The following is a 23923-nucleotide window of genomic DNA, read 5'->3' on the forward strand; positions in this document are numbered from 1 at the left end:
AATAAAACATATTGATAGATGTTTGTGTCCTGTTTGAACAACATAGTAGAGGGAAACATGATAAAGACCATACTTGTACCTACAGATTTCACTATTGAAAGCGAGGAACTTCTTTCCTGTGTCAGTGAGCTTAAAAGTGTCGGCCTGGAAAAAGTGATCCTGTTACACGTTGTAGACATCTTTCAGGCCCAGGGACTCGCACCGATGTTTGAAGAAAATGCAAAGAAAAGGATCGAGGACTACAGGCAACTGATGGACGAAATGGGAGTTGATGCCAGCACGCTTGTTGTGGAAGGGGATGTTAAAAAGACCATTTCCAGAATTGCGGATGAGGAAAATGTCGACTGCATTGTCATGGGAGCAACTACTTCGGGACTTATCAAAAGCCGCCGCACAGGAAGGACAACTGAATACATATCCCGCAGATCAGGAAAGATCATTCTCATTGAAAAGTACAACATCATCACTGAAAATGAGGAAAAGATAAGCAGGAAAGCATGTTCGGCCAGATTTTCAAAGGTAATGCTCCCTGTTGACTTCTCTGAGAACTCTAAAATAATACTGGATGAGATCCAAGATTTTAAGGACATCATTGGAGAGATCGTATTTGTACATGTGATTGAGGGCGCAAAGAACGAAAAAGAACTCGAAAATAAGGAAAATGAAAGTATGAGGCTCCTCTCTGAGATGGGAAAAGAACTGGAGGACCAGATCAAGATCAACTATGTGGTAAGCGAAGGGGAAGCTTCAGAATCGATAGACAGGCTTGCAGAAGAGATGGATATCACCCTCATAGTGATAACAACGCATGGGATGGGATCTTTTAAGGATATATTGCTTGGGAGTACTGCGGATAACCTGCTTAGAAGAACAAAGAAACCATTGCTTCTGATCCCTGTTAAAGACAGATGAAACGTGAAAGGTGACAAAAATGGAAGAAGAAAGAGAATTGGATTTTTTCAGTAAGTATCTGTCCATATGGGTTGCCATATGTATTGTACTGGGTACTGCAATAGGGTACCTTTCCCCCTCATTTGCACAATATCTTGGTGGCATAGAGGTTGCAAATGTTTCCATCCCTATAGCAGTGGTCCTGCTTATAATGATGTACCCTATAATGCTCAAGATCAACTTTGAAGAGGTCCTGAATGTCAAGAAAAACTCAAAACCTCTTACACTTACTGTTATTGTTAACTGGGGTATCAAGCCTTTTACAATGACATTTATTGCATGGCTATTCATGAGAATCATTTTTGCCGATTTCATACCACCAGTCTTGCAGGAAGAATACATTGCAGGCATGATATTACTTGGGCTTGCCCCATGTACAGCAATGGTTCTTGTATGGACCTACCTGGCAAGAAGTAATATCAATTACGCACTGGTACAGGTCTCTGTAAATGACCTTATAATACTCGTACTGTTCGCACCGCTTGGAGCACTTCTTGTAGGAGTGACAACAAGTTTCCCGGTGCCTATAATGACCATATTCTTCTCGGTATTGTTCTATGTAGCAATCCCCCTTTCACTTGCGGCCATCACAAGACACACTGTAATAAAAAGAAAAGGCGTTTCCTGGCTGGAGAACAACCTTATCCGGAAAATAGAATGGGTTACTCCGGCTGGCCTTCTTATCACCCTGGTCCTTATATTCATATTCCAGGGAGATAAAATAGTCAACTATCCGCTGCACATAGTTTTGATAGCTATACCGTTGATAATTCAGACATACCTGATATTCTATATCGCCTATTTCGGAGCACGAAAACTGAAGATACCATATCAGGAAGCTGCACCTTCTACGTTCATCGGTGCCAGCAACTTCTTCGAGCTGGCAGTGGCCGTAGCCCTGATCTTGTTCGGAGCAGGATCAGGTGCCACGCTGGCAACTGTGGTAGGAGTACTTGTAGAAGTGCCTGTGATGTTGCATCTTGTGAGCATAATGAAAAAGAACAAAGCAAAATTTGAGTTTGAATCCTTGCCTGAAAGGGTAAAAAGACCCGTGTAGCTGAAGGCCACCTGTTAAAAGAGCGGTTTTCTGCTTCAGTATGGCAGATTCCTTCCCCTTATAGGGAATCTATTCTTTTGAAATTTTTATTATAGAGTATAGTTGTATGATAGAGCTGCAAATACTTACGTATATTAGTAATGTAGGTAGGATGAAAGTAAAGCTTAGAAATCGAGTTTAGAAGAAAATTGTATAAAGTTTTTAAATGGGCCTAACCGGATTCGAACCGGTGATCGCTCGGTTATGAGCCGAGCGCTCTAACCTGGCTAAGCTACAGGCCCAACACGAGAAAGGATTGAAGCGCCGCAAACAGGGCTCGAACCTGTGACATTCTGGTTAACAGCCAGACACTCTACCAACTGAGTTATTGCGGCTCTCAGCATGGCGCTCACGCGCGAATCCCTCTAATGCACTTATTGCTTTTAAACCTTTTGATTGCACGTACTGTTTAGCCCTCGTTATCGCCAAAAATATGCCCCTACATCATAATGATAATAATTACATATTGTTGGACATATACGTTCCAGTAGAAACAAGGGGGTTGTGAAGTTTATAACATTCATATAGAGTAACCTTAATTCGTTACACACCCAATATTTTATACAAAATAGTACATATTGCCTCCACTTGAATCCATTCTTACTAATCGGACAAAACACTAATACTCCTGCCACAGTGCGGGCACGTTCGCCCATCAGTGAGCCGGTTCAGCTCTATGCTGAACATTCCCCTCTGTATAAGCAACTCCCCACATTTAGGGCAGAACGTATTTTCATATTCAGTTCCGGGGACATTTCCCAGATATACATAACTCAGACCTTCCTCTTTTGCAATTTCATAAGCCCTTTCCAGACTCTTCAGAGAAGTAGAGGGGATATCCTGCAGTTTATAATACGGGTGGAAACGAGTAAAATGAACAGGAGTATCAGCACCTAGATTGTCATGTATCCATTTTGACATTTCCCGAATCTCATCAGGCGCATCGTTAAGTGTTGGTATAACAAGGTTCACGACCTCCACATGCATTCCCAGCTCCCTTGCAAGTTTTGCAGACTCAAGAACAGGAGCAAGTTTTGCACTTGCAATTTTCCGGTAGAAATCCTCTGTAAAAGCCTTGATATCAACCCTGAAAGCATCCAGGTACGGAGCTATCATCTCCAATCCTTCCCGGGTAATGTAGCCGTTGGTCACATACACAGTCACCAATCCGGCTTCCTTTGCCAGCCTGGCACAATCATAGGTGTACTCAAACCAGATGGTTGGCTCATTGTATGTCCATGCGATAGCCCGGGCCCCTGAAGCCACAGCCTTTTTAACAGCCGTTTCAGCGCTTATCTCAATAGCATTTGCCTGGTCTATACCTATTTGTGATATCGTCCAGTTCTGGCAATGCTTACACCTGAAATTACAACCTATGGTTCCCAGAGAGTAGACAAGGGAACCAGGATAGAAATGAAACAGCGGTTTTTTTTCTATGGGGTCCAGTGCCTCACTTGAAACAACGTTATAATTTAACGTATAAAGAGTTCCTTCCCTGTTCTCCCGCACATCACAGAACCCTCTTTTACCAGGCGATATCTTGCATCTGTGACTGCAAAGATTGCATTGTACCTTTCCATCTTCAAGTTTCTCATAAAGCATTGCTTCTTTGATCATCAAAAATCCCCTGTTAAAAATGTAACTTCATCATTGATGAACTTAAGCTTTAAAGGGTTCTACAAAAGATATAACGCCTGAACTGATGTTCAGGCCAGAATATTCAGCCTTACATCGAAAAGAGTCTTTGTTACATTGAGCTTAATATCTTCCCCGGTATTCCCTTCCAGGAAAAATACAACTGCTTTCCCGTCCGGACTTATATTAATCTCATATTCCACAGGATCGATACCGGCATCATATGCCATCCATTCAAAAAAAGACCTCCATGCAAAAGGATATGAGGTTTCCACCGTGATAGTCACATCGGTAAAAAGTATACCCTCCCAATACAAGGAATCAGAACCATTGGTCCTAAGATTCAGCTCTTCCACGGAATTGCTACTAATACTTTTTTTGGGACCATTGATATCTATGACATTGATAGTCATAGTAATATTGGTACTGTTGTCAGTCCTTTTCATATCCATCTGGGGTGCAAGACGCATCAGTGAATAATTATTTTGAGAAAGGATCAATGCTCCATTCTCATATCCGTATTTCTGGTTAACAAAAAAATTATTATCCGACATATAATTGACAGTCCCCATATCCAAGAGTACAGAAGAACTATTATAGTCAGGGCCTGGAATTGTTGCCAGAATATGCATATTAAAAGTATCTTCATTTATTGCCAATCTTCCACCCGACTTCCCTGAACTGAATACAGGCAGACTTCCACCACCCATTTTTATGGGTATACCTATTGAGAGACCTGTGGAATGCTCTGCTCTTGCATAGGCTGAAAGTATATCAACTTCATTTTTCATCTCTGCCATATCATAGAAAATATCATCCATATGGGATTGTTCAGCAGCAGTTTTCCACTCCGGAATATACTGCACATTTACAACAGTGATGACAGATACAAGTATACCAAGGACAAGCACAGCTGAAACCACACTTGAGATGGCACTGTCAGATGACACCAGTCTTTTAGTTTTCATTTTCATTGTTGTCCTTTCCATGTTTGCCTCATATGAAAAATGCGAATAACAGGTAAGCTATAGACATCATCATTATAGAATGCTTGAGCCCTGACTTGATGGTTCCGCTTCCCATTTTCCCTGCAACAAGTCCTGAACAGAACCCCTGGATCATAGCTGCATGGAAAAACAGCAATGTGTACTTTTCAAGATCAAAATCAACTATCAAAGACACACCTGAAAGTCCACCTTCGGTGGATGCAGGTATAGCCGGCAGGAAATAAGCCCCAAGGATGTAAACTATGAACAGAAATACCATGAATGATATGTAGATTATAAACACATAAACGAACATCTCCGCATTACGCTCTTTCTTAAGCTGCCTCTGCATATCAGCATCATGTGCGGCTATTGTCAGGACACTTTTAATATCACTGGTTGCTTCATTAGCCTTGATTATAAGGGTAATTATACGCCTTGTCATCTCAGTACGAATCCTGATTTCGAATTTCTTCAATGCCTCATCCAGCTTTGTTCCCCAGGAAATATCGTCCACAAGACGCTTTACCTCCGAATGCAGGGCCCCGATCTTTAACTGCATGCTCATAATAATGGCATCTACAAGAAGAATACCAGCCTCATTAATACTTGCAAGGTTGTTCAGGAAATCAGGTATGTTTGATTCGATCTGTTTTACACGATAACTGCGCAGTTCCTCAAATATAATATAAGGGATCAACAATATAAGCACGCTAATAAAGAGATAATCATCTATAATGCTTAGCGTGAGGACATTATAATTCCTGAAGTAGATGATATTTGAAATATTTATGTAGTTACGGACCGTGAGGAATAAATAAGCAATTGACAGTGGAAAAGTGATAATGAACACGTACGATGGATTACTTCTAAAAAGAAGGAATGGATGCATTACTCTATCCATTATCTTAATGAACTTGGTGTGGTATTTGATCTTCCTCCTCTTTTCTTCCTCACCTGAATCTCCTTCTTTTATGAGTACATGTGAAAATGAATCCAGTTTTTTTTCTACCATATTGTAGTATTCGGGTACTTTTGGATTATCATTGGTCAGGGAATTAAGAAGGAAAAGGAAAACCACTGTTCCAATCGGGATCACGAGATATACTATAAAATCGAGTATGCTGGCCGAGCTAGGGTTCACAAGCCCTAAAACCACAAGTATCGTAATAAGAAAAAGGGGACCTGCAACAAATGCAGAGATATATACTTCTGCAAGTACTCCCAAAGTCTCAAAGAATATTTTCTGTTCTTTGGTAGCTGTCAGTCGATATTGATCATTTTTTGCTTTAAGATAAGCACTGATGTCCCCTCCACTTGTGACAATTGAGGTAAGTCCGTCCAGAAAATCCTTGAATTTTTTAGAAGGGGTTCGCTGCCCTGCGTTGTCAATAGCTTTTAAAAGGTCAGTACCATAGTATTCCATGTCTTTTACGAGAAGTCCTATTTCTTCTGCGGATGCACCATATATATGGTAGTTCTCAGACAGTGACTTCATGATGTCAAGGAGGTTCATTCCACCCCCACGGCTCATTGCATAAAGATATGCAGTGGTGTGTGGAAGTGACTGGTTTATGAGTGTGCTTCTTACATTAGCCTGCACTTCAGGTATTGACATAAATATATAGTATGTAAGATAAGCTGCTGTTACAGAAAACATAACACCCAGACCCATACTTGCCAACAAATGAAAATTAGATTCCATCCATGTGTGTCCGTATTCAATGCCCAGCATAAAGGGCCTTAAACCATCCAGAAAATAATATCCTGCCAGCGCCCCGACAAAACCAGCTAAAATACCCATCAGAAGAGAAAAGAAGTATACCTGAGCAATGTATTGCTCGATCAGGACCCCCATGCCTGCTTTGCGTATCATGGACCTCTGACCTTCATACCTGGAAATATGCTTCCTTACATACCGTCCAAAAATCAGGTGTGCAGCAGAATCTAGAATATCCATTTAATGCACCTATATACTCTGTTCGATTAATGCTTCCAGAGTGCTATTTTCAATAGCATCAAGCACAACCTCGGGATTTGCATCATATGCCTGTACTACAAGGGATATGCGCACATAATCTCTTATGTTATTATCGCAGAGATATTTGAGGATGTTTTCTCTTCTGTCAAGCTCTTCTGAAAGTTTATTCCTGTTCCATCCTTTTGAGATCATGACCTTGTTAAGAGTATACGAATCACCAGTACGAATGAAAGTATCTGTTAAAGGATCCCACCTGTAGAGCTCATTTATGCGGATGTACCCTGTTTTTGTATCTATACCTGTGAATTCCACAAGACTCTGAGTTCTGCGCACCCTCTGGTTATTCACAAATGTCTGTATCTGTATGCTAAGTATATCCAGGGATTGAAGCATGACATGAGGTACATTGAGAGGAGGACTGTCAAGCCTGTTGACAACAGTCTGTACATCACCTGCATGCATGGTGGAGTAGGTTGCGTGACCGGTGGATATTGCCTGGAAAAGTGTCAGTGCCTCTTCACCCCGGATCTCTCCTACAAGTATGTACTCAGGCCTTTGTCTTAAGGCAGAACGCAGCAGGTCGTACATAGAAACTTCACCTGCATTACTAATATTCAGTGATTTGCGAGTGACACCTGCTATCCAGTTCTCGTGATGTAGCGTCAATTCCCTTGTATCTTCAATGGATACGACCTTTGAAAGCGGAGGAATAAAGAGAGATACGGCATTGAGTAGCGATGTTTTACCAGAAGCAGTACCTCCTGCAAATATGGCACAGTCACCATTTTCGATGGCAAGCCAGAAATAAGCCATCATTTCGATGTTGCAGGTTTTGAAATTAATAAGATCTATCGGAGTAATAGGGTCACCCCGGAACTTTCTGATCGTAAATGAGCTCCCTCTGGTAGTAACCTCTTTACCAAGAGTTGCCTGTAAACGAGAACCGTCTGGCAGGGTTGCATCTACCATAGGTTCACTGATGGAAATATGTTTTCCACTTTTCTGACAGAGTTTTATTACAAGAGAATTAAGCTCAGCTTCACCTAAAGAAACATTTGTTTTTATGTTACGATACTTGTTATGGTACATGAAAACAGGTACGTCTATACCATCACATGAAATATCTTCTATATTTGGATCAAGCAGGAGTGAATTTATGCGGTCATGCCCCAGGAAATTGCGCTTCAGGTAGTAGAGGATACGATAGACAGATGGTACATTCAGACTTGCATGATACCTATTGAAAAGTAGTAATGCTTGTTCCATTAGTACTATTTCTTTGTCTTTTCTGGAATTTACCTCTCCAATACTAAGGATGTCCTGCAGATCATCATATACCCTCTCAAGAATATCCTTTTCATATAGAGTCAGCATCGGTTCAGCAACGTAATAATGATACACGTTTCCTTTCTCGAGAATCGAAATGAAAGAGTAAGGCTCGTTGACCCAATATCGCTCAACTTCGCGGAAGCCTTCCGGAATTTCAAACTCTACAAGCGGTTCGTGTAGCTTAGGATCATACTCAGGAAGTTTCGTGCGAGGATGCCTTAAGTAATGGATCACTGATCTGATATTATCAAAAAATACAGTTAGTTTAGCAGGATCTTTACTGTTTGTCCCTGAATTATTATCCGGGTGAATCAAATCTGCATCTTTTCTTTCAGTTTCCGGATCTATCATTGAATATTATATAATCATATCAATATAAAAACCTTTGTTATTATAGTTTTACAATAGCAACAGAAGTAGTTAGCTCAAAAATACATAAAAAGAAAATGAGAATGGAAAATCCAAACATCAGTTCATTTCAGGAAAGTTCCCGAAGTTCTCTTCATATCGTGCCTTCATGACTTCCCATGTAGGAAGATCAGTCTGGCAACCAATGTTCTGGACAGCGAACGAAGCAACGACAGATCCTATTTTGCCGCATACTTCCAGCGGGAAGTTGCGCGTGTGTGCAAGCAGGAATCCTGCCCTGTAAGCATCCCCCGCACCTGTAGGGTCAAGAGCTTTTACAGGAACTACAGGTATTGTAATCTCAATTCCATTGTTATAGATCTTGCTGCCACTGGCATCATAGGTTACAACAACGGTTTCTATCATATTAAGAATATCACCAAGTGATTTTCCCGTCATATCACATACACGCTGTATCTCATGTCTGTTTGTGAAAAGAATATCAGTATTTTCAAGGATACACTCAAGGTTTTCCTTTGAATATGTTACAAGGTCCTGCCCCGGATCAAATGAAACAAAACCGGCCTTTTTGGCGATCTTAGCATTATATGTTGAATCCGAGGTTGCAAGATGTACAAAATCAACTTCATCGGGTTCCAGTTCCTTGAGCTTCACAGATGCACCCCAGTGGAAATAGGTACTCTGACGGTGCTCCCTGTCGGTGAATACAAAAGCTCTGGTGCTCTTCTCTTCATGGAATCTGTACAGGAGGGAAAGGTCAACGCTGTATTTTTCAAGTTCTGCTTCATAGCCAGATGATGCAAAATCCCCACCAACTGCAGATATAAGCTGTGCCTTGCCGCCAAGAATAGCAATGGCAATGGCAATATTGGCAGCTCCACCTCCATAATACTGGTCATAGTTGATTATGGGGTGCGATTCATTGTGAACCGCAATATTCTCAACATCGAAAAGCAGGTCTATGGCAGCATGTCCTACAACAGTGATCGTCCTGTCCATATCCGATACGCCCTTTACTCGAATTCCTCAACGTCCACAACATCAAGAGGAACATCCCTCAGTGCCTTTCCAATTACGGATTTTGCAATCCTGGCTGCATGTTCCTGGCTCTCTGCGTCAAAGACCTTCATCTCAAGGACAAGTCCGACGATTGCAGTATTTGCAGCAAGGAAAACGCTGCTGAAAGGTTCTTCGCATGCGGGGCAGAATGTCGTCCCCACATCTACCTCAACATAATCAAGTTTCGGATTGAGGCGTTTTCCTGCTTCTGAAATTGCAACACCTATTGCGTCATCTGCTGATTTTACATCCCTTACCAACCAGGCGGCTTCAATTGTAACATGATAATTTGGCATTCGATCTCTCCGGTTTGTACTTCATTTCTTCTTCAATCTTCAAATAAATCGATCTTCATATCGTAAATAACACATCGTCATCAACATCGAACAGGCCAAGCCTTGCCCCTGCATCAAGCCACGCGTGCCCGTAACTGAAACAGACAAGTGCATTGATAAGATCATCACTCTTTACAAAGTGAAGACCGTCATTATAATACGAACTTGCCATATTATGATAATCACTGGCAACTGCATACATATGCGATTGAGGTATAGGGCCAAATTTTGCCTTTTCGAGCGCTTCCCTTAATAGTCTCTCATATCTTTTAACTTTTTCATTCAGGTCAGCAGCCATACTTGCCTCAAGTGCACTCATAGTTAATTATCTGTTCGCCCCGAATAACTTCTTGAATAATTTGCCACCACCGTCATTTTCAGCTTCGGTCTTAGATGACCTTGTAGGCTGTCTCTTTGGAGGAGGGGCAAGATTACCGGATCCTGGTATATCCACAACTGGCATATTTGCGATCATATCGGACTCAGAGGCTCTTGTTGATGAGTGAACTGGCGGTATTGGCCTTCGAACGGGTATCGGCGCCGAAGCCTCATGCTTCTCAACCAGCATTTCAGGAGGGGACTGGACTGTCATTGTCCTTGCTGCCTTGAGCACATTTACAGACTCACCGCCGTGTTTTGATTTCCTGATCCTGATATCTACAAGGACAGGACGTTCTATCTCATTGCTCACCAGCATGGCAACACCCGGTGGCAGGCGCATTAGCTCTTCTTCCACATAGGAAGTCACTCCTTCCAGACCCTTGCTTATAGCCTTCAGATCATTAGGGTTTGTGACTTTCATGATGACCTGGGTACCGCACTGTGACAGTACGTTCTTGTCTATCCTTGCAGGTCTCTGGGAAATAACCATCATACCAAGACCAAATTTTCGACCCTCTGATGCTATGGTCCTGAGAATATCAGTACTTGTGGTTTTACTGAACCCTTTTTCAGGTGCATAGTTGTGGGCTTCTTCAACAACCAGCATCCCCGGAGGGATACGATTCAGCTTGCGCGCCTCAAAAAGGCTGGTACACAAACTTGCTACTATCATGCTCTGCAGGTCAGGCGCCACTCCTTTAAAATCAATAACAGATGCTTTACCCTTCTGGAAAAGTTCTTCTATTGATGTGGGATTTGGTGAGAGTATACCAGTGTCCCTTATCTGTTCAAGGACATTTATTACATTCCACTTGGCTTTGCTTTTATCGTTACCAACTTCAAATATTATGTCCTCAATGGTGTATGTTTCCATTTCAGCACGAACTTTCTGTATAGCCTCGTACAATATTCCTGTGTGCGTGCTTGAGAAATTATCAGGAAAAATGGATGTCAGGTCCTTGACTGTCAGATTCATGCCGTTTAACCTGAAAAGTTCATCTGCATCCGGATTTATTGATTTGTTTGCAGGTGTGTACACTTTGATGCCGGAACCATATCCTTTAGGAGTCACACCAAAGCGTGAAAAGTCCTCTGAATCCCCTTCGCCGGGTACTTTCAAAGAGGAGTATTCACTATGCGGGTCAATAATAAGAAGCGGAATATTCTGGTCAAGCAATTCTTCAAGCAACACCGAAGCAGTATAGGATTTTCCGCTGCCCGTCTTTGCCAGTATGCTGCAGTGCTTCTGCACAAGACTGTTGACACTTAGCTGAACCTTTATATTTGTCCCCTCAAGCATACCGATATTCATTTCATTACCTGTAAGCCCCAGTACCGTCCTTATCAGCCCCTCATCAGCTGCAAATATAGGGCTGCCCGGACTGAATGGTATTACTGGTGCCCTGAGCATACCGGCATCATCCCTTGAACCGATTATCATGACCTCAGCAACGATCTTGTCATCACTTTTATCTACACGCTGCCCTTTCATTGCCTCTTCAATGGAAAATGAGTCACTTGATCTCTTGATAGCCATTACCTGGCCAAGCACCCATGTGTGGTCTTTCTCATCTGATGAAGCATCGTGCCATACTTTGATATAAGCTCCTCTATACACTTTCGAACTGTCAAGAACCATTACTTTAAACTCGAAGGTTCCGGTTTCTCCAAAAATTACGCCTACTGAACCTCTTACCATTTTTCATCCCTCAAATACATGGTCTTTGCTTTTATGTTTATTATGTGTTATTATATCTTCCCTCATTCATCAAGTCCGTCCAGTATTTGCTGTGGTGCACCCGCAAGTTTGACAAGAGCCTCAGCTTCTATGAAATGCAATGATGCAGGAACTACCAGTATATGCAACGGTTCACCGAAATCCTCTTCCTGCAAAATATGAACATATCCTGCTTTTACAACCGGCTCATATGAACCTGCCCTTGCAACCCCAACAACTATGGCATTTTCCATAATACCCTCCCCCCGCCTTTTCTCAACTTCAAGGAGCAAACGGAGTGCCTGATTTACGGTCATGTAACCTTTTTCCTTGTCTATATCCAGGAAGACAAGAGTGTGCATGTTGTGTTCCCTGTTGAGTTTAATAGTATTATATGGAGTTTCAGATATGATGGTGTTACCGCGGCTACTAGTGTATGGATGGGGTATTGTGGATGCTTTTCCGAAACGGTAATTCTGCAGTCCGGAAAGTCCGCAGATAGCGGAAGAAATTGATGCCCCATGTATGAGCTTCGTTTGGATCCCCATATCTTTTGCGCGAAGTCGCAGGTCCACATGAGTTGTGGAAACCATTGTATCTCCGCCTGTGAGGAAGACAACATTCTTGTCCTTTGCCTCGGCAAGCCAGTCAGGAGATACTTCCACATCTTCCCGGGAAAGTACACGAACTACCTTATTGTAAAGTTTTTCAAGTTTTTCTATAGTGCTACCCATCAAACGGGATGTATAGAATTCTGCAAATACCATATCAGCATTTTTTATAGCTTCAAGTCCTTTCAGGGAGATATCGTTCTCATCAAAAAGGCCAAGTCCTATGAAAGTGAGCATAGTCCACAAATATGTCTTTATGGGTTAAATGCTTTAAGAATGCCTGCAAATATGAAGAAGACCTTGTGGAGAGCCATGTGAGACTCGCAATGTTTTTATAGAACTACATACAGTTAGTTTCATTCATATTACTGATAAATTACACATATATAGTATTGGAGGTCCTAAGTCATGGCAGGATATGGAAATCAGCCTATAATCATTGTTGATCCGAGTAAACAACGTACTACAGGAAAAGATGCATTGTCGATGAATATCGCTTCTGCAAAAGCAGTTGCAAGTATCGTGAGAACCACTCTTGGCCCAAAAGGAATGGACAAGATGCTTGTTAACATCATGGGTGACATAACCCTTACAAATGATGGTGCAACGATCCTTGAAGAAATGGAGATCGAACATCCCACTGCAAGGATGATCGTAGAAGTTGCCAAAACGCAGGAAAAAATAGCAGGCGATGGAACAACCAGTGCTGTTGTCATGGCAGGTGCACTGCTTGAAAGGGCACAAAAGCTCATTGAAGCAGGTGTCCACCCAACTGTTCTTGTAAGAGGTTACACACTGGCAACCGAGAAAGCCCTGAAGGTACTCAATGATTATGCTATCACTGTAGACAAGAACGATCGGGAAATGCTTGAGAAGATCGCAAACACCTCCATTACGGGAAAAGCATCGGAAATGGCAGGAGATCTCCTTGCAAAGATCTGTGTGGATGCACTCTATGCTATTGAACACAATGGTATTGTCAACGTTGATGAAGACATTGTCCTGACAAAAGAAATAGGTGGCACTGTTCACGATACTGAGCTTATAAACGGCATAGCCATCAGGAAGGAAGCACTGCACAATGAAATGCCACGCCGCATCGAAAATGCAAAAATAGCCCTTATTGACACTGATCTCACTTTTTCCAAGACCAGTACAAAATCCAAGCTCCATGTTGACCGTGCAGAACAGTTAGCCGATTTCAAGGAGCAGGAAAAGGCAAACTTCAGGGCAATGATCCAGAAGATCATTGACACCGGTGCTAATGTAGTATTCTGTTCCAAAATGATGGAAGATTATTCACTTCACTTCTTCAAGGAAGCAAATATCTTTGCTACAAGACGTGTCAAGGAGGAAGACATGAATGTCCTTTCACGCTCAACCGGTGCAACTCTTGTGAGGAATGTAAACGAGATAACAGCCGATGATCTTGGGTATGCCGAACTTGTAGAGCAGGAAGATGAGCATGAAGAGAAGACCTACATAAAAGGATTCAAAGATGCAAGGACCATGACAATTGTCATTAAAGGCGGTTCTGAACATGTTACCGACAACGTTGAGCGTGTCTTTGATGATGCACTCCATGTGGTCAAATCCGTCTATGAGGATGGAAAGATCGTACCTGGAGGCGGTGCATCTGAGATAGAGGTTGCACAGGCACTGAGAAGCTATGCAGCATCTGTTGAAGGCCGCGAACAGCTCGCAATACTAGCATTTGCAGACGCTGTTGAAGATATTCCAAGAGCTATTGCAGAGAACTGTGGTTTTGATTCTATTGACACACTCATTGATCTGCGTGCAAAACACGGAACTGTGAAGAATGCTGGCCTGGATATTGAAACCGGCGATGTTGTAGATATGCTTGAGAGGGGTATCATAGACCCACTCAGAGTCAAGACACAGGCAATCAAATCAGCATCTGAAGCTGCAACCATGGTATTACGTGTTGATGACATGCTTCGTTCCAGGAAGCAGGCAATGATGGATGTAGATCCTGAACACGACATCCACAACTACGATATGGAATAAATGTAAAGAGGCTAAAACCTCTTTGCATAATATTTATATAATTAGTGTTTATTTGATTATTCTGAGTTCTATGAAAATGGATTTTCCTTTTCTGTTTCTGAAACATAACACATGGAACTCTGGCCTGTTTTAAGTATCGATTAAAGTAGATTGCCATAAAAATGCAAATAATGAATGATTAATCATTATAATTAGTCGTAACCTTTATATACGTTAAAACGTTAGTATATCATGATAAATCATGACAGAAAACTATTACAACAACAATATTGACATGACTAAGTTCGCTGCTATGCTGACCGCCCTTACAATTTCAATACTTGCATATTACTCCATTTTCAGTCCTATGGCATGATCAGAGTTCCTGTCACCGGAACTTGAACCGAACCTGAAGCTTCTAATATCTTATCCTCCAATCCTTCTTTTATTTTTTTACTAACTATTCATAAGATTGGAGTGTCATTATCCGATAAACCATAGAAATTTTTGTAATCTTCAATAGCCTTTCTCGCCTGTTTCGGGTATCTTTTGAGCATGCACATCAGGAACTCATCCCTTGATGTGAACTCCTTCATCCGGTTTATGATCCTTGTTGCATATTGCTTTGAAAGGGCATTACCTTTCTGGATCTCAAAGGTCAGACAGAGTGCATCCTGTGGAAAATACTTCCTCCTTATGTATGGTGCAACCGAGCCCAGAAGCACATCATGGTCAAGCCTGCTGAATGCCGGCACACCTACAAGATCCAGTCTGTCAGGTTCTGTGAGCTTTGTAAGGTTTTCCACAGAATAAGAGTGGATCTCTATATAGATATCAGGCCTGAGTTCCTCCACTGCTTTGATAATGGAGATTCCTATCCCTGTAAAATAACTACCATCAAGTGTAGAAACATAGTTACCTTTATCGACAAGCGGAATAACTGCAAGGCTACCTTTCTGCGGAGCTTCGATGTTCTCCAGAATATCAGAAGTATCTTTCCATTCCTCACCATGCAGACCTGCTACAAAAAGCCTGACAGGTTTTCCTTCTCCAAGTATCCTGTATGACATGTTAATCTCTGTTTTAGTCATTTGTTCCTGTTTTTGTCATCATCTGCCACCTTCTGTGCGATGATGTAGATCTCCTGCTTTTCAGATTCCAGAACCTCAAGAATTGTGAGCCCCATCGATCCTACCTTCGCAATTATTGGCTTACGGTCCTCCTGCTTTTCTATCTTGATGACCTGGAGAAGTTTGCCATTATCCTTTAGCAGTGGCAGTACTCTTTCAAGCGCCTCCAGGGAATCCTCTGGCTCAAGTGTCATATCACTGAGTATAACATCAACCTGCCCCGGAGACATCTCTTTCAGGGGAATCTGGAAAACATCACCAAACATGACAGAAACATTCTCTTTCTCATGTACCACCTTTCCAAGTTCCGTCCTGAAATCCCGGCTGTATTCCACACCCGTTACAGAAGCTGCAATTTCAGATGCCATCAGCAGGAAACCACCTGCACTGGAACCAAGGTCAAGGATAGTATCACCCGCAGATATTATGCCTGTTGCATCCTGTATATTCTTAAGCTTGAAGTAACCGCGGGGCATATCAAGCCCTTCCCCCACCTCCACCTCAGCATCTCCGCTGATGTCTTTTGAAGGCTTTTTTACGATGGTTCCGCTTACTTTGACATTACCGTCAAGTATAGCAGTCTTTGCCCTGCCCCTTGACTTGAAGTAGCCCATTTCCACAAGGTATGCGTCCAGTCTCATGGTTCAATTAATAAGGAAACGTACTATTTATATTATCAGTAATATTATCAGTTTTAGAATATATTGAAAAGTTTTACCCAGAGATGCAGTTCTCTGATAAATTCTCAGGAGTACTACGATGATAAGGAAATTCACCTCCCTCTTCCCGCTATGGGCCATACTGCTTTCATTTGTGGCTTTTGTCTATCCTTCCATTTTCTCACCATACAAAAGTGCCATTACCCCGCTTCTGGGAGTTGTGATGTTCGGCATGGGTGTCACCCTTTCCGCAAATGATTTCCTGCTGGTGCTCAAAAGGCCAAAGGTCATAGTTATCGGAACCGCATTGCAATATATTCTGATGCCGCTTATCGCATTCATCCTTTCATACGCCCTGGATCTCCCTCTTGAAATTATGGCAGGAATGGTACTGCTGGGAGCTTGTCCCGGAGGAACTGCATCAAATGTTATTTGCTATCTTGCAAAAGGAGATGTGGCACTGTCAATTACACTCACATCGGTTTCCACACTGCTTGCATTCATCCTGACGCCTGCCCTCACCTGGCTTTACATAGGACAGGCCGTACCGGTAGAAGTCGGGAGTATGATGCTGAGTATTGTGAAAATAGTACTTGTGCCAGTAGCACTCGGAATTATCATTAACACATTTTTTGATAAACACATCGAAAGATTCAGGGATGCTTTCCCTGCATTATCAGTAGCCACAATAGTCTTCATCATTGCGATTATAATCGCCCTGAACAAGGAAAGCATTCTTGTTGCCGGAAAACTGGTGATCGTTGCAGTCATCCTTCACAACGGATTTGGATTTGCCAGCGGCTACCTGTTCTCAAAGACACTGGGACTTGATGAAAAGGAGGCAAGAACAATAGCCATAGAAGTCGGAATGCAGAATTCCGGGCTAAGTGTCGCACTGGCGGTGAAGTATTTCTCTCCACTGGCGGCTCTTCCGGGCGCTTTATTCAGTATATGGCATAATATTATGGGGTCGTTTTTGGCGTATAGGTTTAGTAAGTGAATTTAATTTTTGAATAATAGAGATTTGATTAAGGACAGAGAAACGAATAATTAAACTCGTTTCCTGTAAATTGAATATCCTACAATTCCACCTATCAGCAAAAAGGACAATAATCCAATTGACATCCAGTTTTTGGATGTACTAATCTGTTCCGTTGATACTTCTTTTTCATCAGAAGTATCTTCTACTGTAGATTTTGTAGCTTTTAGTTCTACTTCTTCAACTGCAACTTTCTCTATAGAATTACCTACAATTGCAAATGGTGAAAATCCAGGAGTACTTGCCTCAAAGTGAACATAATTATCATCTTCACCTATTTTTTGAGTGTTGAGATAACTCCATTTCTCATCAGAATATCTACACAACCTGATAGAAAACTCATCAATCTCATTCTCTTCAATCCACTCTTTCTCAACTTTGAATCCAACAACAGGATTATCAATATTCTCTGAACTTGAGAAACCTGATTTTCCAACCCACAGATTGACATTACAGTATACTACATCAGGTGCATCCTCATTCACAAGTGCAGACCTTCCATGTAGCATCTCAATTGTAGATGATATCTTTCCCCAGTTCCTGAAAGCCTCAAAATTGATGTATTCGATGGCATTTCGCCCATCATCAAATTCATACGATGTTACACTACCTTTAGATACAAATTCAGAGAGGACATCTTTGTAAGCAATGTTCTCGTACTCTTCACCTGTGGTGCCACCTCCACTGCCGCCACCACCGTTTCCACCTGAGGAGGTACTAGTCATTGCAGATAATTCAGTATCAGATTCGTCATCATCTTCCTGAGTGATTATTTCATTATCTATAGACGAAGTTCCCCCCATAACAAATGGATAATATCTGAGGTCACTACTATCAGCTACTCTAAACTTTATATTGTCAGTTATGTTAATTACAGCACCCTTTGACAGTAAAATTGAATCTTCATTTTTGAAAACAATAGAATCGTCATCGTAACTAGTGATTTCCATATTTCCGAAACTGTCACCATCTGTAAATGTTACGAATTGATCTGATATTTGGAACAAACCTTCAATGAAGACACCTTTCTTTTCCCCGGCAATAATGATGTCTTTAAAATGAACTGCTATGAGTGGCACATTTATATTATTGCCAATATCATGCGAGTATACATAATCACTTGAACAGGAAACTATGCTATTATCAATTTCCTCTCCATTCTTTGTAAGAGTTAAAAGTATTTCATTGGCACTCGTATTAATTTCGGTTATATCAAGCACATAATCTTCTTCAAAAATTAAGGATGAATCTGAATAAATCATAAAACTATCATCATCATTTATGAGTAGCTTCGAAAGATGACCTGTTAACAACAAATTTACTTCATCAAGACCATCAATATACGTGTCATCTGTATAACCTGCAAAATACTTCTCTGCCATAAAGCTCATTATCTGGAAATATCCCCATTCAGAATGCTCGAACTCAACAGATGCAGGAGTAGTTGTATAAATGAGGTCACCATCATCGATGGTTCTGTTGGATATAGATTTTAGTTCAAGGGTTTCTGTTTTTATGCCTTCGTCAAAATCATAATAAAAACCTTCAAAGTTTAGAGGTGTCCATGCAAGAAGCTCAGAACCTTCTGCAATTGTACCACGAAGTTCGTAGGTCTCATTTTCAGCTACACTTACAAATGGAGCAAACCTAAGGTCATTGTTGTCAGCAACTAGGATATTTATATTCTCCATCATGTTTACTGTACTTCCTTTACTTAACAGAATTTCACAATCATTTTCCATTTCAATCAAGTCAGAACTTATAGTAGTTAGCTCCATGTTTCCATATACATCCCCGGTATCAATATCCACGTATACATCTTCTATTTGGAAGACACCTTCGATAATCACACCTTTTGATTCATTATCAATAAATGCTTCATTGAAATGAACAGCAACTAGTACAACATCTCTAAAATTACATTTATATACATAATCATCTCCGTTGGAGACGATGGCACTGCCAAGGTTAATATCATCTTTTGAAAGAGTGACATATACACTTCCACCATTTGTATCAACCTCGACAATATTAAGTGAGTAACCGTCTTCAAGTTCAAGGGAAGAAGACACATTAACATATTTCGTTTCATCATCATCGATTAGAATCTTTGATAATTGACCTGATACTAGCATACTCACTTCATCAACACCATCGATCTCAGTTTCATCAGTGTATCCAGCAAAGTACTTCTCTGTCATGAAAGGAAGCAGTTGGTATGATCCCCAATCATCATACTCAAAATCAGTTTCAATTGGTCCTGTCTGGTAAACAATATCTCCATCATCCAGAGAACGGTTTATATTGTAAATAGTCATGCTTTCTGAGCTGAGTCCAGAGTCAAGATCATAGAAAAATCCTGAAAATGATTTTGCATTCCAGATGTAATAATCATCACATTGATCAGCGTTCTCATCCCATACTCTGTTACCTGTGTAATATGTCTGTGGGTAAACTGTGATTGCTGTGGTTACTGTATCAGAACCATCGTCATTAACAGCTGTCAAAGTAACGTTGTAAAAGCCTGCAGAACCATATGTGTATACCGGATTTTGTTCAGTTGAAGTGTATCCATCGCCTAAATCCCATGACCAGGAAGTTGTATTCGTTGAGGTATCAATGAATTGAACCGTTAGAGGAACAGTGCCTTCACTAATGTCCGTAGTGAATGAAGCAACAGGATAAATCACATCTCCAGTACTCCATGATGCAAGAGGAAGACAATCTTTGTTGTCACTACCCAGAGTATAGCTTAGATCATAAATAGCATTACAGATTCCATCCCCATCAATATCTTCATATCTCTGGCTGAATCCCCAACCATCCGGCCTTGCCCAGTAGTTTCCTCCAAGGTAAGGACCACCTACGATATTGGTACCTGCGGTTTTATTGATGTTCCAGATGTTGCTGGTGGGATATAAGACTTCATTAAACCTACGGTTTACGGTGTTGTTGAAAAAGTTGTTGTAGATCAGGTTGTCAAGGCAGGAATACAGATAGATGCCGCACTCATTGTTGTTTGATACTGAGTTACCCACCACCTTATTGTAAAAGGAACAATACATCCATATTCCACTGTTTGCATTGTTTGAAGCGATATTTCCTTTCAGCATGTTGTTATTGCTGGTATAGAACAGGTATATACCATCCTCGGAATTGTCTACTGCTATGTTGTTCACAAGTATATTGTCGCTGGAAGAACTCAGATATATACCATAATCGTTGTTTGATGCTGTGTTGTTTACTAGCGTGTTGTCGCTTGAGTCAACAAGAATTATACCACGATGGCTGTTGTTTGTTGCAGTGTTGTCTGTTAGTGTGTTGTTAGTAGAATAATAGAGACGTATGCCGAACTGGTTGTTTGCTGCTATGTTGTTTGTAAGCGTGATGTTGCTGGAATAGTACGGAATTATACCGTCGTAACTATTGTTTGCTACATTGTTATTTGTCAGTGTGCTGTTTCTGCAAGAATCCAGGTAAATGCCCCAAGTATTGTTTACTGCATTAATATTTGTCAGCGTGATGTTGGAGGAATCCAAATAGATTCCTGCTTTGGAATATTCTGTAAACCCACTTACATTAAAACCATCTATCGTCACTCCATCGGCAGTCACATTAAAAACATGATTATCTGCATACTCAGCAATAACATGCGTAACCTTGGCTCCGTCTGTTGACATGATGTTCAGTTGCTTTCCCACATCCACGTTCTCATGATACGTACCAGGATAAACGAGGATTGTATCCCCGGTATTTGCATTATTAACTGCACCCTGTATTGAAGAATAATTTGCACCTTCTGGACTTACAGTTAGAACTGCCGCATTAACTGGATTTTGTATAAGAATGAAGAGAGAAAACATTAGAGTTACCATAATTGATACGTTTTTTAAAAATCTCATAAACTGTAACACCATTATGAAATAGTTTTGCAAGATATAAAAGCACATCGAAATAGATATTGGGTTGTTTAAAAATCATCTACCAAGACCCACAAATAAACTCACAAAATTGATGGAGGGAAAGTGACAATAAATCGACGACAAAACAAGTTTATAGAATGCAAACCGATGCTTCCTCCACAATGGTGATGATTTGTTAAAGGCTGTAATATTCGATATGGATGGCGTGCTGGTTGATTCGATGTCAGATCATGCGGAAGCTGTCCAGCATATTTTTGACGAAATTGGCGTTGAGATGGATAAGCAGGACATCTTCGAGAGGGAAGGTGAAAGGACTGTTGACATCGTGAGATTTCTGCTTGAAAAGGGAGGTGGAGATTCATCCAGATTTGACATATCGGATATCGTTGAGAGATATATTGCAGAATTTAACAGGATAGCGGAATTCAAGGTTTTTGAAGGGATGCAGGAGTGTCTCAGCGGCCTTAAAGGCAGATTCGACCTTGCAGTAGTCTCAGGTTCTGACAGGCCGATAGTCCATGATATTATTGATTCGCTGTATCCGGGAACATTTAGCGTCATAGTTACAGCAGATGATGTTCATCGTGGAAAACCGGATCCAGACCCATATCTCAAAGCCATTGAAATGCTTGGAATTTCAAGCCATGAAGCAATAGTGATAGAGAATGCACCCATGGGAGTTGAATCTGCAAAGGGTGCAGGGATATGCTGTCTGGCAATACCCACATATCTTGATGCTGAAAAATTCCATCAGGCAGACATGATTATTGAGAACCACACCCGCCTTGTAGAGTTCCTGAATGAACTGGAACCATCTTATGAGTGTGCCCGGTCAAAATTATAGTTGCACTTTATCCCGCTCTCATCGGAACACAGGTTGCATGATACACATTTTGCGACCTCTGTCTCGCCACTTCTGATCTTTGCCACAAGGTCAGGTTCACAAATGAGAGGTCTGCAAAGCGACACCATATCGGCATATCCTTCATCAAGCAACTGTTCCATGACAGCCCTAGAGCGTATGCCGCCTACAACTATTACAGGCACATCCAATGCTTCCTTTATCATTTTAGAATAGTCTTTGTAATATGCCTCTGCATCAGCAGTCTTAATTTTGCTCCTGAACATCTCCTGCCCAGCTTCAACTATGCCACCACTTACCTCGATAGCACAGACACCATTTGCAGCAAGGAGCTTTGCTATCTCAACGCATTCCGGTGCATCAAGGACATTCTTGGTGCCTTTTGGGAATCCATCGGTTGCATTGAGCTTGACAAGTATCGGGAATTCATCGCCGATTATCTCATGTATCCTGTCGATTATGTCAAAGATGATCTGTGTCCTTTTCTCAGTTGAACCACCCCATCTGTCCTTTCGCCTGTTCGTGTAAGGTGAGATAAAGTTACTGAGCAGGAAACCATGCGCCACATGTAACTGGACTCCGTCAAAACCTGCTTCTTTTGCCCTTCTGGCAGCGTTGGCAAAGTCCTCGATCGTCTGAAGCACTTCCTCTTCTGTCATTTCCTCAGGGGTCATGCCGTTCCTTTTATTAGTCACAGCAGAAGGTGCAAGCATAATAGGATTTTCGGCAGTTATCATTGTCTGCCTGCCACCGTGTACTATCTGAATAACTATCTTGCTTCCGTGTTCATGTACCCTTGAGACTATCTTCCTGTAAGGTTCGATGAATTTATCATCGTATATTCCCTGCTGCAGACGGTCACTTTTCCCGTTCGGATTGACGTATGCATATCCGGTGATTATAAGCCCGACTTCACCACGTGCAAGCTCTTCATACATGTCACCAATCCTGTCGGTTGGCGTGCCATCAGGCTCTGCCATCCACTCATGGGTGGCGGAACGTACAAAACGATTGGATACTTCCATATTCCCCAGCATAATAGGTTCGAACAACATGCAGGAGTATTGATAGCAGGAACTTATATGCTTTTCTTAGATTATGTAATGTTACAGGAACATAGTAAAGCTCAATAATAAATTACACAAAAAGAAAAACTTTATAAAGAAAGCATCCATTTCAAAATATAAGGGAATATTGGAGATGAAAGAAGGGATTCTAAATGGATATTCCAAAAATAATTGAACAATATATGGATTTGTCAATTTCAATGGAAGATCTATCTAATTTTATTGATGTACATACTCTTGCTCCACCTGATTATTACCATACAGTAATTATCTGTAAAGAACATGCAATAAGTGTTTTAGAGAAATACAAGAGAAATGAAGTTTCAGAATTAGACGTAGCAAGATGGGCTAAATTCGTCATGTGCTCTGAATGGTGCGATTACTGTGAAGAAAACTATGAATCAATTGCAAGTATTGTGGCAGAACTAGAAGCTCCTTTGCTATGGGGTGACTATGTTGATGGCGATTACGGAGAACTTGCAGAATTCATGGGAAAATTGTCTCCTGAGAAAGCAGATAGCTTCATAAAAGCACTGCATCAAAATTTAGAAATTTAATTCCCTGAAAATTAAGATGAGTGTATAATGTATCAAATTTAAAGAATATTGAACTCTCCTAAGTTCCTCATATGAATGTAGAAGTAAAGTTAATGCAACATAATATCTGATTCATTTTTTCGGATCGTGCCGGCTTCGCCGGGACCCTCCGGGATGGTTTTAGTATTCATAATCATCGATCAGTCAAACTTATTGTTCCCTACACCATGTGTTTATGATAGCTCTGCAA

General features: G+C 41.2%; 19 protein-coding genes and 2 tRNA genes. 6 read left to right on the forward strand and 15 right to left on the reverse strand.

Annotated features, from left to right (window positions below):
• Positions 1-57 precede the first annotated feature (57 nt).
• Together BB781_RS00825 and arsB are read left to right on the forward strand one after the other, a co-directional pair.
• Positions 58-912: a universal stress protein gene (locus BB781_RS00825; RefSeq protein ID WP_094226604.1), complete on the forward strand. Its 855-nt coding sequence runs from the start codon at positions 58-60 to the stop codon at positions 910-912.
• 19 nt (positions 913-931) lie between these two features.
• On the forward strand, positions 932-2008 hold the full coding sequence (gene arsB, locus BB781_RS00830) for an ACR3 family arsenite efflux transporter (protein WP_094226605.1): 1077 nt from the start codon (positions 932-934) through the stop codon (positions 2006-2008).
• A gap of 206 nt (positions 2009-2214) precedes the next feature.
• On the opposite strand, the gene BB781_RS00835 is transcribed toward arsB, so the two are convergent.
• The 11 genes from BB781_RS00835 to dph5 form a co-directional block, all read right to left on the reverse strand.
• A tRNA-Ile gene (locus BB781_RS00835) sits at positions 2215-2289 on the reverse strand.
• Between the two features lie 20 nt (positions 2290-2309).
• Positions 2310-2382 (reverse strand) — tRNA-Asn (locus tag BB781_RS00840).
• Positions 2383-2650: 268 nt separating this feature from the next.
• Positions 2651-3664: an AmmeMemoRadiSam system radical SAM enzyme gene (gene amrS / locus BB781_RS00845; RefSeq protein WP_094226606.1), complete on the reverse strand. Its 1014-nt coding sequence runs from the start codon at positions 3662-3664 to the stop codon at positions 2651-2653.
• A gap of 89 nt (positions 3665-3753) precedes the next feature.
• Positions 3754-4671 (reverse strand): DUF7289 family protein, encoded by a 918-nt coding sequence (locus BB781_RS00850; RefSeq protein ID WP_094226607.1) that lies wholly within the window; start codon positions 4669-4671, stop codon positions 3754-3756.
• A gap of 7 nt (positions 4672-4678) precedes the next feature.
• Positions 4679-6628 (reverse strand): type II secretion system F family protein, encoded by a 1950-nt coding sequence (locus BB781_RS00855; protein WP_094226608.1) that lies wholly within the window; start codon positions 6626-6628, stop codon positions 4679-4681.
• A 9-nt stretch (positions 6629-6637) separates the two neighbouring features.
• Positions 6638-8329 (reverse strand): type II/IV secretion system ATPase subunit, encoded by a 1692-nt coding sequence (locus tag BB781_RS00860; RefSeq protein WP_094226609.1) that lies wholly within the window; start codon positions 8327-8329, stop codon positions 6638-6640.
• A 117-nt stretch (positions 8330-8446) separates the two neighbouring features.
• Entirely contained in the window at positions 8447-9346 is a 900-nt protein-coding gene (locus BB781_RS00865; RefSeq protein ID WP_094226610.1) for a carbohydrate kinase family protein, read from the reverse strand.
• Between the two features lie 14 nt (positions 9347-9360).
• Positions 9361-9702: a DUF555 domain-containing protein gene (locus BB781_RS00870; RefSeq protein ID WP_094226611.1), complete on the reverse strand. Its 342-nt coding sequence runs from the start codon at positions 9700-9702 to the stop codon at positions 9361-9363.
• A gap of 55 nt (positions 9703-9757) precedes the next feature.
• A complete protein-coding gene (locus BB781_RS00875) occupies positions 9758-10039 on the reverse strand; it encodes a DUF357 domain-containing protein (RefSeq protein ID WP_094226637.1) in 282 nt (93 codons plus the stop codon).
• A gap of 27 nt (positions 10040-10066) precedes the next feature.
• Complete coding sequence (locus tag BB781_RS00880; RefSeq protein ID WP_094226612.1) at positions 10067-11821, reverse strand: ATP-binding protein; 1755 nt, start codon at positions 11819-11821, stop codon at positions 10067-10069.
• 62 nt (positions 11822-11883) lie between these two features.
• On the reverse strand, positions 11884-12687 hold the full coding sequence (dph5, locus tag BB781_RS00885) for a diphthine synthase (RefSeq protein ID WP_094226613.1): 804 nt from the start codon (positions 12685-12687) through the stop codon (positions 11884-11886).
• 171 nt (positions 12688-12858) lie between these two features.
• Between dph5 and thsA the strand changes: the two genes are divergently transcribed.
• Entirely contained in the window at positions 12859-14478 is a 1620-nt protein-coding gene (thsA, locus tag BB781_RS00890) for a thermosome subunit alpha (RefSeq protein ID WP_094226614.1), read from the forward strand.
• 443 nt (positions 14479-14921) lie between these two features.
• Here the strand turns inward: thsA and BB781_RS00895 are convergent, their stop codons facing one another.
• Both BB781_RS00895 and BB781_RS00900 read right to left on the reverse strand, forming a co-directional pair.
• The gene (locus BB781_RS00895) at positions 14922-15527 is read right to left on the reverse strand and encodes a DUF2119 domain-containing protein (protein ID WP_094226638.1); all 606 of its coding nucleotides are present in this window, start codon (positions 15525-15527) and stop codon (positions 14922-14924) included.
• Between the two features lie 17 nt (positions 15528-15544).
• A complete protein-coding gene (locus tag BB781_RS00900) occupies positions 15545-16228 on the reverse strand; it encodes an SAM-dependent methyltransferase (protein ID WP_094226615.1) in 684 nt (227 codons plus the stop codon).
• A gap of 118 nt (positions 16229-16346) precedes the next feature.
• Here BB781_RS00900 and BB781_RS00905 point away from each other — a divergent pair, with 118 nt between their 5' ends.
• Positions 16347-17246 carry a bile acid:sodium symporter family protein gene (locus BB781_RS00905; RefSeq protein ID WP_094226616.1) on the forward strand — a complete coding sequence of 300 codons (900 nt, stop codon included), beginning with the start codon at positions 16347-16349 and terminating at the stop codon, positions 17244-17246.
• A 50-nt stretch (positions 17247-17296) separates the two neighbouring features.
• On the opposite strand, the gene BB781_RS00910 is transcribed toward BB781_RS00905, so the two are convergent.
• A complete protein-coding gene (locus BB781_RS00910) occupies positions 17297-21187 on the reverse strand; it encodes an S-layer protein domain-containing protein (protein WP_164997740.1) in 3891 nt (1296 codons plus the stop codon).
• A 193-nt stretch (positions 21188-21380) separates the two neighbouring features.
• Between BB781_RS00910 and BB781_RS00915 the strand changes: the two genes are divergently transcribed.
• Positions 21381-22052: an HAD family hydrolase gene (locus BB781_RS00915; RefSeq protein ID WP_094226618.1), complete on the forward strand. Its 672-nt coding sequence runs from the start codon at positions 21381-21383 to the stop codon at positions 22050-22052.
• On the opposite strand, the gene BB781_RS00920 is transcribed toward BB781_RS00915, so the two are convergent.
• The gene (locus BB781_RS00920) at positions 22025-23125 is read right to left on the reverse strand and encodes an NADH:flavin oxidoreductase (RefSeq protein ID WP_094226619.1); all 1101 of its coding nucleotides are present in this window, start codon (positions 23123-23125) and stop codon (positions 22025-22027) included. The two genes, BB781_RS00915 and BB781_RS00920, sit on opposite strands and share 28 nt — an antisense overlap.
• A 164-nt stretch (positions 23126-23289) precedes the next feature.
• Here BB781_RS00920 and BB781_RS00925 point away from each other — a divergent pair, with 164 nt between their 5' ends.
• The gene (locus BB781_RS00925; RefSeq protein WP_094226620.1) at positions 23290-23694 is read left to right on the forward strand and encodes a hypothetical protein; all 405 of its coding nucleotides are present in this window, start codon (positions 23290-23292) and stop codon (positions 23692-23694) included.
• The last annotated feature ends 229 nt before the right edge of the window (positions 23695-23923 follow it).

Origin of the sequence: Methanolobus psychrotolerans, from assembly GCF_002243045.1 — an archaeon.
Taxonomy (GTDB): Archaea; Halobacteriota; Methanosarcinia; order Methanosarcinales; family Methanosarcinaceae; genus Methanolobus; species Methanolobus psychrotolerans.